The organism is Labrys sp. Lb11 (assembly GCF_057554225.1).
In genome coordinates this window covers 122,407-137,275 of record NZ_BAAJOT010000003.1, presented here as the reverse complement: position 1 = coordinate 137,275, position 14,869 = coordinate 122,407, and the positions used below count along the sequence as shown (strand labels likewise).

At 68.3% G+C, this 14,869-nt stretch carries 14 protein-coding genes; 7 read left to right on the top strand and 7 right to left on the bottom strand.

Annotated elements, in window-relative coordinates; genetic code table 11:
* Positions 1–45 precede the first annotated feature (45 nt).
* From AC27L4_RS10455 to AC27L4_RS10440, 4 genes are all read right to left on the bottom strand, one after another.
* Positions 46–1,485, bottom strand: a complete 1,440-nt coding sequence (locus tag AC27L4_RS10455) for an extracellular solute-binding protein (RefSeq protein ID WP_487142061.1) — start codon at positions 1,483–1,485, stop codon at positions 46–48.
* 60 nt (positions 1,486–1,545) lie between these two features.
* Entirely contained in the window at positions 1,546–2,514 is a 969-nt protein-coding gene (locus tag AC27L4_RS10450) for a sugar-binding transcriptional regulator (RefSeq protein WP_487142916.1), read from the bottom strand.
* A 209-nt stretch (positions 2,515–2,723) separates the two neighbouring features.
* Entirely contained in the window at positions 2,724–2,999 is a 276-nt protein-coding gene (locus AC27L4_RS10445) for a hypothetical protein (RefSeq protein WP_487142060.1), read from the bottom strand.
* A 97-nt stretch (positions 3,000–3,096) separates the two neighbouring features.
* Entirely contained in the window at positions 3,097–3,837 is a 741-nt protein-coding gene (locus AC27L4_RS10440; protein WP_487142059.1) for an SDR family NAD(P)-dependent oxidoreductase, read from the bottom strand.
* A 182-nt stretch (positions 3,838–4,019) separates the two neighbouring features.
* Here AC27L4_RS10440 and ettA point away from each other — a divergent pair, with 182 nt between their 5' ends.
* The gene (gene ettA, locus AC27L4_RS10435; RefSeq protein ID WP_487142058.1) at positions 4,020–5,675 is read left to right on the top strand and encodes an energy-dependent translational throttle protein EttA; all 1,656 of its coding nucleotides are present in this window, start codon (positions 4,020–4,022) and stop codon (positions 5,673–5,675) included.
* 159 nt (positions 5,676–5,834) lie between these two features.
* On the opposite strand, the gene AC27L4_RS10430 is transcribed toward ettA, so the two are convergent.
* On the bottom strand, positions 5,835–6,383 hold the full coding sequence (locus tag AC27L4_RS10430) for a hypothetical protein (protein WP_487142057.1): 549 nt from the start codon (positions 6,381–6,383) through the stop codon (positions 5,835–5,837).
* Between the two features lie 257 nt (positions 6,384–6,640).
* On the opposite strand from AC27L4_RS10430, the gene AC27L4_RS10425 reads away from it, so the two are divergent.
* Positions 6,641–6,862, top strand: coding sequence for a hypothetical protein (locus AC27L4_RS10425; RefSeq protein ID WP_487142056.1), 222 nt, complete (start codon positions 6,641–6,643; stop codon positions 6,860–6,862).
* A gap of 217 nt (positions 6,863–7,079) precedes the next feature.
* Here AC27L4_RS10425 and AC27L4_RS10420 read toward each other — a convergent pair whose 3' ends face one another.
* Positions 7,080–8,015 carry a dimethylarginine dimethylaminohydrolase family protein gene (locus AC27L4_RS10420; RefSeq protein ID WP_487142055.1) on the bottom strand — a complete coding sequence of 312 codons (936 nt, stop codon included), beginning with the start codon at positions 8,013–8,015 and terminating at the stop codon, positions 7,080–7,082.
* 11 nt (positions 8,016–8,026) lie between these two features.
* A complete protein-coding gene (locus AC27L4_RS10415) occupies positions 8,027–9,604 on the bottom strand; it encodes a zinc-binding metallopeptidase family protein (RefSeq protein WP_487142054.1) in 1,578 nt (525 codons plus the stop codon).
* Positions 9,605–9,823: 219 nt separating this feature from the next.
* Here AC27L4_RS10415 and AC27L4_RS10410 point away from each other — a divergent pair, with 219 nt between their 5' ends.
* The 5 genes from AC27L4_RS10410 (at position 9,824) to AC27L4_RS10390 (ending at position 14,836) form a co-directional block, all read left to right on the top strand.
* Entirely contained in the window at positions 9,824–10,735 is a 912-nt protein-coding gene (locus AC27L4_RS10410; RefSeq protein WP_487142053.1) for a LysR substrate-binding domain-containing protein, read from the top strand.
* A 108-nt stretch (positions 10,736–10,843) separates the two neighbouring features.
* A complete protein-coding gene (locus tag AC27L4_RS10405) occupies positions 10,844–11,935 on the top strand; it encodes an ABC transporter ATP-binding protein (protein WP_487142052.1) in 1,092 nt (363 codons plus the stop codon).
* A gap of 35 nt (positions 11,936–11,970) precedes the next feature.
* The gene (locus AC27L4_RS10400; protein ID WP_487142051.1) at positions 11,971–13,086 is read left to right on the top strand and encodes an ABC transporter substrate-binding protein; all 1,116 of its coding nucleotides are present in this window, start codon (positions 11,971–11,973) and stop codon (positions 13,084–13,086) included.
* Positions 13,087–13,201: 115 nt separating this feature from the next.
* Positions 13,202–14,020, top strand: a complete 819-nt coding sequence (locus AC27L4_RS10395) for an ABC transporter permease (protein ID WP_487142050.1) — start codon at positions 13,202–13,204, stop codon at positions 14,018–14,020.
* Between the two features lie 3 nt (positions 14,021–14,023).
* A complete protein-coding gene (locus tag AC27L4_RS10390; RefSeq protein ID WP_487142049.1) occupies positions 14,024–14,836 on the top strand; it encodes an ABC transporter permease in 813 nt (270 codons plus the stop codon).
* Positions 14,837–14,869: the final 33 nt, after the last annotated feature.

Genomic DNA, 14,869 nt, shown 5'->3' with positions numbered 1-14,869 from the left:
CGCGCGGAGGAAACGCGCGCCGCGAGGCGTCCGGCCTGCTTCGGCTCAGCCGAGGCCGGCATCCTTGAGCTGCTTGTCGATGGAGGCGGCGAGCTGGTCGAGGCCTTCGTCGACGGGCACCTCCTTGGCGACCATCTTCTGCAGCGCCTCCGCCCATTGGGTGGTGACGTCGAAGAACAGGGGCTGCGCGGTGAAGTAGATCTTCGCGCCCGGCGCCGAAGCGTCATGCTGGGCGAGGTAGCCGTTGTAGGACTTGTCGATGCGGGCGCGGAACTCCTCGTCCTTCCAGACCGAGGCGCGCACCGGGTTGACGAAGTCCATCTTGCGGGCGCCGAACATGTCGTGCTCGGTGGAGGAGGCCCACTGCATGAAGTACCAGGCAGCGTCCTTCTGCTTGCCGAAGGCGTTCATCGCCAGCGACCAGATCCAGACGTTCGGGGTCGGGGCCTTGGCGTCCGGATTCGCCGCGAAGGCGTGGAAGCCGAGATTGCCCTTCTCCTTGTTGTCGCCGCCGTTCATGAAGTAGCCGAGGATGTCGGCGTCGAAGATGGTGGCGGAGGCGCCGGCGCCGAGATCGGTGCCGACCTGGTACCAGGTGTAGGTCGACCAGTTCTTCGGGCCGGAGTTCTGGATCATCTCCACGAACAGCTTGTGATAGGCCTTCGATTCCGCCGTGTTCATCGCCGCCGACAGCTTGCCGTCGGTGACCTTGAGGTCGCGCTGGCCGTAGTTCGAATAGCCCGACAGGAAGCCCGGGTGGATCGTCGCCCAGGAGCGCGAGCCGCGGACGCCGATGCCATAGGGGCCACCGAGGTCCTTGGTCAGCTTGGCGGACTTCTCCACCAGGTCGGGCAGGTTCTTGGCGGGCTCGACGCCGGCCTTCTCGTACATCTTGCGATTGTAGGTGATCGAGTTGAGCTCGTAGCCCCACGGGATGCACCACTGCTTGGCGTCGGCCGAGCCGAGCTCGCCGCCCGGCACGCCGTTCCAGGCCGTGGAGGCGCGCAGGCCCGGCAGCACGTCCTCCCAGGCATAGTTCGGGTTGGTCCTGGCCGGGTCCTTGATGTACTCGTTGAGGTCGTCGATCCAGCCGGCCGGGCCGTAGGTCCAGGTCATGTAGGCGCCGGTCATGAAGGCGTCGTACTGGTCGGACTTGGAGGAGAGGGCGGCCGTCACCTTGTCGAAATAGACGTCCTCCGGGAAGATGTCATAGGTGACATCCATGCCGGTCAGCGACTTGAAGTTGGCGATGTCGGCAATCATCGCGTCGGCATAGGGATGCTTGTTCAGCAGAAGCTTGATCGACTTGCCCTTGAACTTCTGCCAGTCGAAATCGGCCGCGATGGCGTTCGTCGCCGCGGCGTTGAGCATGAAATTGGCGGTCGCTGCGGTGATGCCGAGCTTCCCCGCGCCCTCCATCAGCTCGCGGCGGCTGATCCTGCCCGCCTTGAACTGCTTGAAGAAGTCCTTCGCCTTTTCGGACATGGTTCTCTCCCGTGATCGGTTGCGGGCGGTTGCGCCGCTCTTGTGTTGGAATTGGGAACCTCAGGCTCCAGGTATCGGACCGACGAGGCGACGAGCCGTTGCTTCGTCGGTGATCAGTCCCTTCAAAAAGTCGCTGTTGAGCACCGCGCGGATGGCGCTGGTCTTGCTGGGGCCGCCGGCGATGGCGACGACGCGGCGGCCGCGCAGATCCTCCACGCCGAGCGAGATCGAGCGCTGCGACAGGCTCGTCTCGATCACCCGGCCGTCGGCGCCGAGGAAATGGCTGAGGATCTCGCCCCGGACGTCGGCGCGCTCGAGCTCGGCCACTTCGTCGAGGCCGATCATGCCGGAGGTGACGAGCGACCCTTCGGCCCGCGCCTCGCCGATGCCGGCCAGCATCAGCGTCGCCGTGCGGGCCATGGCGAAGACGTCGGCGATGCCGATCTGCGCCAGCAGCACGGCCCGGTCCGCGGCCGTGTTGGCGAAGACCGGCACCGGCATGAGGTAGGCCTCGGCGCCGGTGCGCTCGGCCAGGCGGTGGATGACGTCGAAGGGGCTGGCGGAGAACTTGCGTGTCAGGCCGCCGAGCAGAGACACGAACTTGACGCTGGCGCCGGGCACCTGCGGCAGATGCGCGACGGCGGCGGCAAGGGTGCGGCCATGGCCGACGCCGATGACCTCGTGACCCGCGTCCAGCTGCGAGCGCAGGAAGGAGGCTCCGGCGAGGCCGAGCGTCTTCAGCGGCAGGCCGGTCTCGCCGATGTCGGGCGAGACATGGCAGAAGGCGATGCCGAAGCGCCGCTTGATCTCTTCCTCGAGCTGGAAGCATTCGGCCACCGGCCCGTCGACGAAGACGCGGATCAGGCCGTCACGGCTGGCGCGGGAGATCAGGCGATGGGCCTTGACGCTCGGCACGTTGAGCCGCGCCGCAACCTCCGCCTGGGTGAAGCCGCCGGCGAAATAGAGCCAGGCCGCCCGGGTGGCGAGGGAGACTTCCTCGTCGATTGCGGCAACGCCACTGGCCCGCATCACCCGCCCGCCTCTCCCTGTAAATTTTTTTCTCTGGTGTAAAAATTTGCAGAGGATGCACGACCTGTCAAGGCGCGATCCATGCTGCGGCGCACAGGGATGGGGATGGCTTGCCATCGCTCGCGGCCGGGGCAGCTCGTTCGTGGGATCGGTCTTGCGGCCGGGGCCTGACGGGAGGGCGCGAGCCGTGCACAGCCTGGACCGCCGACTCAGTCCCGCGGCTGCGGAAAGGGCGGACGGCGGCGCGCGTTCAGGTCGACCTCGACACCGATCGGGCCGATCGCATTGTCCCACTGGCTCGGGACGGTCGGGCAGGGGGTCTGCGGCCTGGCGACGATCGGGCCGGACCGCTGCTGGCGCGTCGGCGGCTTCACGCCGGCGAAGGATGAGGTCTCGATGTCGCAGCCGTTGTCCAGCATCTGCGCTCGGGCGGGCAGGGGGGCAGCGAGGACCAGCAGCAGGACGGCGGCGCGGATCGGTATCATGGCTGATAGCCTAGCACTCAACCGCCGGCCGTGCCGGCCGAACCGCCGGTATCGTGAACGGTGCCGGGGAGCCCGGCCTGGCCGGCGTGGCCGGCGTTCAGGCCGGCGCCAGGTGGCGGGTGACGCGACGCTGCTTGAAGTCGTAGATGACGCCGTTCTCGGTGAAGGTGGGTGACAGCAGCATGACGATGGAGGGCGCGAGGTCTTCCGGCGTCGGCACGGTCGAGGGATCCTCGTCCGGCCAGGCCTCGACCCGCAGCTCCGTGCGGATCGGCCCGGGGCTGATCAGGTTGGCGCGGACCGGCGTGTCCGCCACCTCGTTGGCATAGACCCCGACCACGGCCTCCAGCCCGGCCTTGGTGGCGGCATAGGGCGTCCAGCCGGCGTGGCGCTTCCAGGCGACGCCGGAGGTGACGAACAGCGCCCGGCCGGCGTCGGAGCGGCGCAGCAGCGGGTCGAGCACGTGCAGAAGCCGCCAGTTCGCCGTCAGGTTGACCGCGACCGCATAATCCCAGTCCTTGGGCGCGATCGTGGCGATCGGGGCCTTGGGGCCGAGCAGGCCGGCATTGCCGAACAGCCCGTCGAGCCGGCCGTAGCGGGTGCCGACGAGGTCGCCGAGTTCGTGGATGCGCCGGCCGTCGACCATGTCGGCGGCGATGCCGAACAGGTCGCCGCCGGCGGCGCGCGCCTCCGCCTGCAGCCCGTCCATGGCCTCCAGTGTGCGCGCGACCCCGACCACAGTAGCGCCTTCCCCGGCGAGCGCCAGGGTCGCCGCGCGCCCGATACCGCGCGAGGCGCCGGTGACGAGGACGATGCGGCCGCGAAGGGAAGACGGCATGGGAGTGCTCCGCTGCTGGTTGCGTTCAATCGTCTAGGGCGTAAGGGCCGACGAATTCAAGGCCGCGGGTTCATCGGACGCCGCCGCGGCGCGCGATCGGCGATGCAGGCGCCTTGCTCCACCGCGCCCCCTCGGGTACACACCGGCCCAATCCCGAAACTTCAGTGCGGCAGGGCGCGGCGATGGCCTCCTATCAGTTCGTCTATCACATGCAGGGTCTGAACAAGACCTATCCCGGCGGCAAGAAGGTGCTGGAGAACATCCACCTCTCCTTCTACCCCGACGCCAAGATCGGCGTGCTCGGCGTCAACGGCTCGGGCAAGTCGACGCTGCTCCGGATCATGGCCGGCATCGACAAGGAGTTCACCGGCGACGGCTGGGTGGCCGAAGGCGCGCGGGTCGGCTACCTCCCGCAGGAGCCGCAGCTCGATCCGGCCAAGACGGTGCGCGAGAACGTCATGGACGGCGTCGCCGCCAAGAAGGCGATCCTCGACCGCTACAATGAAGTGGCGATGAACTATTCCGACGAGACCGCCGAGGAGATGACCCGTCTCCAGGACGAGATCGACGCCAAGAACCTGTGGGACCTCGACAGCCAGATCGACCAGGCGATGGAGGCGCTGCGCTGCCCGCCGGACGACGCGGACGTCGCCACCCTGTCGGGCGGCGAGCGCCGCCGCGTCGCGCTGTGCCGCCTCCTGCTGGAGCAGCCCGAACTCCTGCTGCTGGACGAGCCGACCAACCATCTCGACGCCGAGACGGTGGCCTGGCTCGAAGGCCATCTGCGCAACTATCCCGGCGCGATCCTGATCGTCACCCACGACCGCTACTTCCTCGACAACGTCACCGGCTGGATCCTCGAGCTCGACCGCGGCCGCGGCATCCCCTACGAGGGCAATTACTCCTCCTGGCTGGCGCAGAAGCAGAAGCGCCTGGCCCAGGAGTCGCGCGAGGAGGAGAACCGCCAGAAGGCGTTGGCCGCCGAGCAGGAATGGATCTCCGCCTCGCCCAAGGCGCGGCAGGCCAAGTCGAAGGCGCGCATCAACGCCTATGAGGACCTGCTGGCCAAGGCCAACGAGAAGGGCCCGTCGACGGCCCAGATCATGATCCAGACCGGCCCGCGCCTCGGCGGCGTGGTGATCGAGGCCGAGGGCCTGTCCAAGGCCTATGGCGACCGGCTCCTGATCGACGACCTGTCCTTCAGCCTGCCGCCGGGCGGCATCGTCGGCGTGATCGGCCCGAACGGCGCCGGCAAGACCACGCTGTTCCGCATGCTGCTCGGCCTGGAGAAGCCCGACGCCGGCACGATCCGCTTCGGCGAGACGGTGAAGCCGGGCTATGTCGACCAGTCGCGCGACCAGCTCGATCCCAACAAGACGGTGTGGGAGGAGATCTCGGGCGGCAACGAGATCCTCTATCTCGGCAAGCGCGAGATCAATTCGCGCGGCTATACCTCCGCCTTCAACTTCAAGGGCGGCGACCAGCAGAAGAAGGTCGGCGTGCTCTCGGGCGGCGAGCGCAACCGCGTCCAGCTCGCCAAGATGCTCAAGGAAGGCTCCAACGTCCTGTTCCTGGACGAGCCGACCAACGACCTCGACGTGGAGACGCTGCGGGCGCTGGAGGACGCGCTGGAGAACTATGCCGGCTGCGCCGTCATCATCTCCCACGATCGCTTCTTCCTCGATCGCCTCGCCACTCACATCCTCGCCTTCGAGGGCGACAGCCATGTCGAGTGGTTCGAGGGCAATTTCGAGGCCTATGAAGAGGACAAGAAGCGGCGCCTGGGCATCGATTCGACCATCCCGAAGCGCATCCAGTACAAGAAGTTCTCGCGCTGAGCGCGGCCGTCCCTCCAAACCGAGGCGCTGGAAATCCCTCTCCCGATCGGGAGAGGGGCAGGGGCGAGGGGCTCAACGGTCCCGAGCAAGGCTGACGGATCAAGCCCTTTCGGCAGAGATCAGCCTCATTTCTGGAAGTCTCTCACCCCCGTCCTTTTCTCAACCGGGAGAAGGAGCTCGCGCCTTGCCGCAGTCGGTCCCGGCGGCCGAACCGTCCGTCCTGCCATCCCGCCGCGCGGCCGAGTGATCGGCGCTGTCTACAGGCAATAATAGTCGAAGTTCGCCTCGATCGACGCGATCCTGCCAACTGCATCCGCGGTCCATCCTACGGAAAGCAGCGTGCGACAGGGGAAATCGCCTCGCTCCGGGCTCAATCGCGTGGCAGCGGCGCGCAGCCGGCCGCCCCCCATCGTCGGTCGACAGGCCACCCAGGGCCACCGGCCCGTTCTCCTCGAACCCCTGATCGAGAAAGGCTTGCCTGACGTCCTTGGCAGGGGCCCCGACCGGGAACTGCCGGTGCACGCGGCGCCGGAACTCCGGCCGATCCTCGCTCCATTTGCCGGGGAGGCCGTCCGCGATCGGCGATCGGTACGAAAACCATATGTCTGCGCCCCGGAGCCAGACGATGATCGCCGCCGGCACGGACGCCAGCAGGCCGGGCAAGAACAGGCTTGCGCGCAGGACCCGGCTTCGCAGCGCCCATGGCATCGTCCGGCTTCCTCGTCCGGTTGCGCTCCCAGGCCCTGCGCCAGCATACGCCCGGTCCGGCAGAGTGCGAGGCCGCCGCGAGCGAGGCGGGGGCTGTCGTGGCGGTGCAATCGATCTCCGTCAGCATTCCCATGGGGGAGCTGTTACCCAGGGAACACCCTCAAGGGTTTTGCTTTCGTTTGGGGCGGCTCTACCCCAAATGGGGTATGCGGCCATAAATTCGCCATGCCATGGTCCATGGAAACGAGGCGTCCGCCATGATTCATTTTTCCAGACCCCCTCCGACGGCCGAACCGTCCTTGCTCGGCACGGACGAAGACGAATTGATCGACGAGCTCATCCACAATTGTGATGGCGATCCACGCGCGGCGATCAGCTCGTTGATCCGGATCGTGCGGTCGCTCGCCGCCGAAAACCAGGCGCAGCCCGACTCGGCCTACTCGCACGCGAGCATGCTGCTTCCGGCCGGGAACGGCTGAGGAGCCGTCCGGCAACGCCGGCGGTTCTGTCCTGCCGGCCCTTTCGCGCCAGGGATGTTGTCGATATCCCGATATCGGCCGCGGTCGCTACCTGCCGACATGCAAGATTCTTTGCCGGCTTATCGTCTCCGGATTTTCGGGCACGGCGCGGGAATTGCTGCCGATCGCATGCCGACGCCGCCGGCGTGGTGACGCCGGCGGGGCTTTTTATGTCGGATCAGGCCGGCTCGCGGCGCAGGGCCTGGGCCATGCAGTGGATGCCGCCGCCGGTCTTCGAGATCTCGGCCGTGTCGACCGCCGCAACCTCGAAGCCGCGCGCCTTGAGCTGCTCGATCAGCGTCCTGCTCGAGGTCGGGGCGATGATCCGGTCCTTGCCCAGCGACATGAAGTTGCAGCCGAGCGCCATCGTGTCCTGGAAGGGCACGTCGATGATCTCATGGCCCTTGCCCTTCAGCCAGTCGACGATGCCCGGTTCGGTGCAGGCCAGGCAGACGGCGGTCAGCTTGGGGGCGACCGGCACCACCATCAGGTCGATGTGGACGTAGTATTCGTCGATGAAGGCGAGACGCGTCTCCCAGCCCTCGGCCCTGAACCAGGCCTCGACCTGGCGGGCGCCTTCCTCCTGGGTGCGGGCGCCGCCGCAGCCGATCAGCACCACGCCGTCCTCGATCACGTTGAAGTCGCCGCCCTCGAAGGTGCCGGCGGTCACCATGTCGTAGATCGGAATGCCGAGCTTCTCATATGTGCGGATGGCGGCGTAGTTCTCGCCGCGGCGCCACCAGTTCGCCATGGCGGTGATCATGGCGCCATAGGGCGTCATCACGCTGGAATCGCGCGAATAGACCTGCATCGGCAGTTCCGGGGTCGGCTCGTGCCAGTGCACCTTGACGCCGAAATGCTCGTAGGCGGCGACCAGGTCCTTGTGCTGAGCCTGGGCGGTCTGGATGTTGCACGGCGCCTCGCGCAGATGCTTGCGCGACAGGGAGCTGGTGGCGAGGTGCCGCAGGAAGGCCGGCGAGCCGAGCAGCACGTCGGTCAGCGGATCGGTCTCGTTGCGGAAGCCCCAGCCGGCCAGCGGCTTCGTGCCGCCGCTCGGGTTGCGACGCTGCAGGGTGAAGGGTTCGGTGGTGCCGATGCGGTCTTGCCGGTTCATCTGTTGCTCCTTCAGGGCGGGGTCGGGATCCACCAGTCCCGGCCGCGGACGGTGGTGACGTATTCGGGCCAGCGGAAATGGATCGGCGGCTCGTAGTCGCAGAGCGGCGCGATCCAGTTCGATCCGCCGATGCCGCCGCCGGTCCGCTGCAGGAACTCGTCGCGGGCGGCGGCGCGGGCCGCGCCGTCCTCGATCAGGCGCAGCGCTGTCAGCGCCACGGTCTTGGCGGCGCACGCGACCATCGGGTCGATGGTCGCGCCGATGCCGCCGAGCGCGTTCATCACCCAGTCGGGATAGGCAAAGCCGGTCGGAGCCCGCAGGGCCGGGCGCGCGATGTAGAACCGGACGGTCGGCGCGTGCCAGGTCATGTCGGTGTAGTCGTCCGAGGTCGAGTTGACCTGGGAGGGCGGCAGGTCGCGCCGCAGGATCGCCTCCGCCGCCTGCGGCTCGATCAGCCGCTCGCATTCCGGCAGGAAGGGATCGGCCATCGGCTCCAGGCCGAGGCCGGCCTGCATCTGGCGCGCCACCACCCTGGCCGGCTCGTCCCAGCGCGGCGCGCCGATGCCGGCCAGGGCCTCGTAGGTGATGCGGGCCATGGCGTGATTGGCCAGGCCGGGCCGCGACTTCGACACCCAGTGCCGCTCGACCCGGCAGCCGGCCATGGCGGCGGCGGCGGCCGCGTTGCGATCGAGCGCGGCCGTGACCTGCTTGGCCATGGCCAGGGTCGGCACGCGCATCATGTACTGGATCTCGGCCAGGCGCGCCGGCAGATTGTCGGCGGTGGCCTGGCCCGCGGTCAGGATCGCCTCGCTGATCGACCAGCCGCCCTGGTGCGGCAGCATGGAGTCGCGCAGCGCCTTCGACATCATGAACATGGTCATCAGGGCTTCGCTGGCCCCGGGCGCACGCACCGCCGAATGCGACTGCGGGATCGGCGCGCCGTCGCCGCCGCCGCGGGCCCAGTCTTCCGGCCGGTCGCAGACGAAGCGGTAGATCATCGCATAGGCGGCGCCGCAATGGGTGTCCCAGCGCGCCGTGTTGCACAGCGGCAGCATATAGGCGGGATGGAACGAGATCATGCCGTCCAGCCCGTCATAATAGCCCCTGGCGGCATGGATCGGCTTGGAGCCGCGGACCTTCTCGGCCGGCTCGCCGGTGAACCGCAGCGTGCCGGTGACGCCGTGGCGCTGCATCGCCGCCTTGCAGGCGAGCAGGCCGCCGAGGCTGCCGATGCCCAGGCCCGAATGCGGATCGGTGTGGCCGCCGGCATGCTCGCTGAGGCCCGGGCGCGGGCGCTTCACCGTGGCCGCGTCCTGGCAATTGCCGGGCACCGCGTCATACTCGGCATACATGCCGATGGTCGGGCCGGGACCGTTGGTCCAGTGGGCGGCGAAGGCGGTCGGCATGCCGGCCGAACCTTCCTCGACCGAGAAGCCTTCCCGGCGCAGCAGGTCGACATACCAGGCGGCGGATTCATATTCGCGCCAGGCGGTCTCGCCGAGGTCGAAGATGTGCCTCGTCCAGGCGGAGAGCGCGGGGCGCGTCTCGTCGACGTGGAGCAGGGCGGATCGTTGGGCATCTGACGTCACGGCACGCTTCCTCGGTACGGTCGGGCAGGCGCTCGCGAACCGCGAAGCTTCCGGCCCGCCGTCGACCGGCGCCGGAGGCCGGGCGGCGGGCGGGACGCGTCCAGGCCCGGATCGCCGGGCCGCCCGCCTGTTCACAGCCAAATCCTATGCGGTGATGCGGCGTCGAAAAAAGTGATATGTTTTCCCGTTACCGGCAAATTCTGTTCACCCCTCGCCGCCATGCCGCCACGCATTCCCTCGACCCAGGCCCTGCGGGCTCTCGACAGTTTCGCCCGCCATGGCAGCGTCTGGCGTGCGGCGGACGAACTGCACCTGACGCGCAGCGCCGTCAGCCACCAGTTGCGCCTGCTGGAGCGCGACCTCGGCTTCGCCCTGCTGGAGCGGGCCGGCAAGGGCGTGGAGCTGACGGCCCGGGGCCGGCGCTATGCCAACCGGGTGCGCCAGGCCCTCACGGTCATCGGCGATGCCGCGCTGCAGACCGGCGATCGCGGCGTCGGCGGCACCTTGACGGTCAGCTGCACGCCCGGCTTCGCCTCGTTCTGGCTCTGCGCCGAGATCGCCGATTTCCAGGACCAGTATCCCGATGTATCGCTGCGCATCGTCACGCCGCGCCGGCTCGACGACGTCACCAATCCCGCCGTCGACATCTTCATCGCCTTCGGTGACGGCAATTGGCCGAACCGGGCGGTGGAGCTGCTCTGCGAGGTCGAATTCACGCCGCTGTGCAGCCCGGTGCTGCTCAACGAGATCGGCGGCCTGGCCGCGCCCGCCGACGTGCTTGGGACGCACCTGCTGCATCTCGGCGATTTCGAGGACTGGACGCGCTGGCTGACCCTGGCCGGGGTGGAGAATCCCGACACCGAATGCGGCATCGTCTTCTCCGACATGAACCTCGTCCTTGCCGCCGCGACCGCCGGCCAGGGCATCGCCATGGGCGACGAGCTGACCTGCCGCCCGGCCATGCGCTCGGGCCAGCTGGTGCGGCCCTTCGAGCTGGCGATCAAGTCAACCCGCTCCTATTTCCTGGTGACGGAGCACGCCCGGGCCGGCCATGCCGGGCTGGCCGCCTTCACCGGCTGGCTGAAGTCGCGCCTTGCCCAGACCGACACGCTGCGCCCGCGCCACGCCTGACGCTCCGGGCCGCGCAGTGGTGAATTTCGTTTGTCGATCGGACGAAAACAATTCGGTTGCCCTCGGCTGCACCTCTGCCTAACCTTTCGACAACGAGCAGGGGTTGGCATGGCTCCACACCGTCAGACCGTCGAGATCAGGGCTGATAGCATCAGCAAGACATTCGGCTCGTTCCAGGCACTCAAGGGCCTGTCGCTGACCATCGGTCGCGGCGAATTCCTGACCTTGCTGGGGCCGTCGGGCTCGGGCAAGACCACCTTCCTGATGATCCTCGCCGGCTTCCTGTCCCCGACCGGGGGGCGGCTCCACATGGACGGCAAGGACATCACCGACGTGAAGGCGGAGGAGCGGTCCTTCGGCATGGTGTTCCAGGGCTACGCCCTGTTCCCGCACATGAGCGTGGCCAACAACATCGCCTTCCCCCTGCGCATCCGCCGCCGTCCCGCCGACGAGATCAAGCGCCGCGTCGGCGAGATGATCGAGCGCGTCGGCCTTGCCGGCCACGGCCACAAGTCGCCCTCGCAGCTCTCCGGCGGCCAGCAGCAGCGCGTGGCGCTGGCGCGGGCCCTGGTGTTCGAACCGGCGGTGCTGCTGCTCGACGAGCCGTTCTCCGCCCTCGACAAGACCTTGCGCGAGGCGATGCAGGCGGAGGTGAAGCGCCTGCACACCGAGACCGGCACCACCTTCGTGTTCGTGACGCACGACCAGTCCGAGGCGCTGGCCCTGTCCTCGCGCATCGCCATCTTCAACCATGGCGAGGTGCTGCAGGTCGGCACGCCCCAGGCGGTCTATGAGCGGCCGGAGAGCCGCTTCGTCGCCGAGTTCCTCGGCCAGATCAACCTGCTGCCGCTGGCGGACGTCGCGGCCGAGGCCGGCGGGGCCGCCGGCCTGTGCGAGGGCGTGCGCATCGGGGTACGGGCGCCGCGCCGCGACCTCAACGCCTCGGCGATGCTGGCGGTGCGGCCCGAGCACATGGCGCTGTCGCTGCAGCAGCCGGCCGATCGCAACGGTGTCCCGGCGACGGTGGTCTCCAGCTCCTATCTCGGCTCGGCCACGCAGCTCAACCTCGTCACCAGGGGCGGCGTCGCGCTGTCCCTGTCGGTGCCGGCCAACACCGCCGCGGCCGGCCTGGCGCCCGGCGCGCCGGTCTGGGCGACCTGGCCGGCCGACCAGGGATTCCTCCTTCCGGACGGGAACTAGTCCGGCAATTACGACAAACCGCAGGGGACACCACCATGAATCACGCCTTCACGAAGGACTGCCTCGAAATCCTGTCGGACAAGGTCGCACGGGGCGAGATCACCCGTCGCCGCTTCGCCCAGCTCGCCGGCATGCTCCTGGCGGGCGCGCCCGCACTGCTGCGCTCGAGCGACGCCTCGGCCCAGGCCAAGGAACTGGTGTTCGTCAACTGGGGCGGCGACGCCATCAAGGCCTACGACGAGGCCTATGGCAAGCCCTTCACCAAGGAGACCGGCATCGTCGTCAAGATGGACGGCTCGGGGCCGACCGAGGGCGGCATCACCGCCCAGTTCAAGAGCGGCAAGCCGACCTGGGACATCGTCGACGCCGACCCGTTCTCGGCGATCTCGCTGGGCAAGCAGGGCATGGTGGAGCCGATCGACTACACCATCGTCGACAAGGCCAAGATGCGCCCGGGCTTCGGCTGGGAGCATGCCGCCTCGACCTATTTCTTCTCCTATGTCATCGCCTACGACGCTTCGAAGTTCGGCGACAACCCGCCCAAGAGCATGGCCGACTTCTTCGACGTCGCGAAGTTCCCGGGCAAGCGCTCGCTGTACAAGTGGGGCGTGGGCATGTGGGAGGCGGCGCTGCTCGCCGACGGCGTCCCCGCCGACAAGCTCTATCCGCTCGACCTCAAGCGCGCGCACGACAAGATCGCCGCCTTCAAGGACAATGTCGTGGCCTACTGGGGCGGCGGCGCCGAGAGCCAGTCCGTCCTGCTGAACGGCGAGGCCACGATGGCGCTGATCTGGTCGACGCGCGCCTCGCTGCTGGAGCAGGATTCCGGCGGCCAGATCAAGTTCATCTGGGACCAGGGCCTGCTCTCGCCCGGCGCCATGGCGGTGATCAAGAACAACCCCGGCGGCAAGGAGGCGGCGATGAAGTTCATCGCCAGCGCCCAGGATCCGCAGCGCCAGCTGGTGATCTTCGACATGCTCGGCCAGGGGCCGGCCAACCCGGCGACGGATGCCCTGATCCCGGCCGACAAGAAGCGGATCAATCCGGTCGACCCGGCCAACATGGTCAAGCAGGTGGCGCTCGACATGAACTGGTATGCCGACAATTACGGCAAGGCCCTGGACGAATACACCAAGATCATCTCCGCCTGATCCGGACCGGACGCGGGTCGCACAGCCGCCCCGCGCCCGGCGCGCCTGCGCGGCGTCGGCCCTCGGCCCGGCCGCCGCCGCGACCATCCCGGCCCCGAACCAGGAGCGGCGATACATGGCCCTGCGCAAGTTCGCACTGCTGGCGCCATTGCTGGCGTTCCTCGGCCTCGCCTATGCCTTGCCCTTCCTCGGCGTGATGCAGTGGAGCTTCACCCTGCCGGAGCCCGGGGTCGGCAATTATGTCACGGCCCTGACCGATCCGCTGGTGCAGTCGGTGTTCCTGCGCACCTTCCGCATCTGCGCCGCGGTGATGCTGTGCTCCGTGGTCTCGGCCTACGCCATCGCCTATGTCTGGGTGCGCGGCACGCCGACCCAGCGCCTGCTCGCCGAGTTCTGCATCCTGGTGCCGTTCTGGATCTCGGTGCTCACCCGCGCCTTCGGCTGGCTGGCGCTGCTGCAGAACCGCGGGCTGATCAACACCTGGCTGCAGGCGACCGGCATCATCGCCGAGCCCCTGACGCTGGTGCGCAACGAGTTCGGCGTCATCGTCGGCATGACGCATTTCCTCATCCCCTTCGCCGTGTTCCCCCTGGCCTCGGCCATGCGCAGCCTGGACGAGCGCGTGCTGCTGGCGGCGCGCGGCCTCGGCGCCTCGCGGATGCGCATCTTCTGGACGGTGTTCCTGCCGATGACGATGGCCGGCATCATCGGCGCGGGGCTGATCGTCTTCGTCTTCGCCCTCGGCTTCTTCGTCACGCCGGCCATCCTCGGCGGCGGGCGCAGCGTCATGGTGGCGGAGCTGGTCTATCTGCGCATCTTCCAGAGTCCGGACTGGGGCCTGGGCGCCGCCATCAGCGTCGTGCTGGTGCTGATCGTCGGCGGCCTGATGGCGCTGCTGTTCCGCTTCGTCAAACCCTCGACGATGATGCGCTGACCCATGATCCAAGCCCGTCCCGGACCTGTCGTCCTCGTCTTCGCCGTGCTCGTCGCGGTGTTCCTGCTGCTGCCGATCGTGGCCGTGCTGCCGGTGTCGTTCACGCCGACGCGCTACCTGTCGATGCCCTCGGGCGTGCTGTCGCTGCGGCACTACCAGGCGCTGATCGACAACCCCGACTGGGGCCGCAGCATCCTGCTCAGCGTGCGCATCGGCGTGGTGGCGAGCCTGCTCGCCACCGCCCTGGCCGTGACCTTCAGCCTCGGCATCTGGATGTTCCAGCCGCGCTTCTCGGCCCTGCTCATCGGCTTCGTGCTGCTGCCGATGGTGGTGCCGCCGGTGGTCTCGGCCATGACGCTGTATTTCCTGCTGACGGGCCTGTCCAAGGTGAACGAGCTGGTCGGCTACGACACCTGGCTCGGCGTCGCGCTGGCGCACACCGTGATGATCGCCCCCTTCGCCGTGGTGCTGGTGCTGGTGGCGCTGTCGCAGGTCGACCGCCGCATCGACCTTGCCGCCCGCGGCCTCGGCGCCACCGTCACCCAGCGCGCCTTCCAGGTGATCCTGCCCAACATCAAGTTCGGCATCCTCACCGCGCTGATGCTGTCCTTCGTGCTGTCCTGGGAGGAGATCGGCGTCACGCTGTTCGTCACCAGCGTCAACGCCATCACCCTGCCGCGCCAGATGTGGATGGGCCTGCGCGACAATATCGACCCGGCCATCGCCGCGATCTCGGTGATCCTGATCGCGATCACCATGGTGATCCTCGGCGTGCGCATCGTGATCGAGGCCCGCAGGCCGTCGAAGGCGTCGTAGGCGCGCAGCGGCCCCGCCGGGGCGGCATGTCCG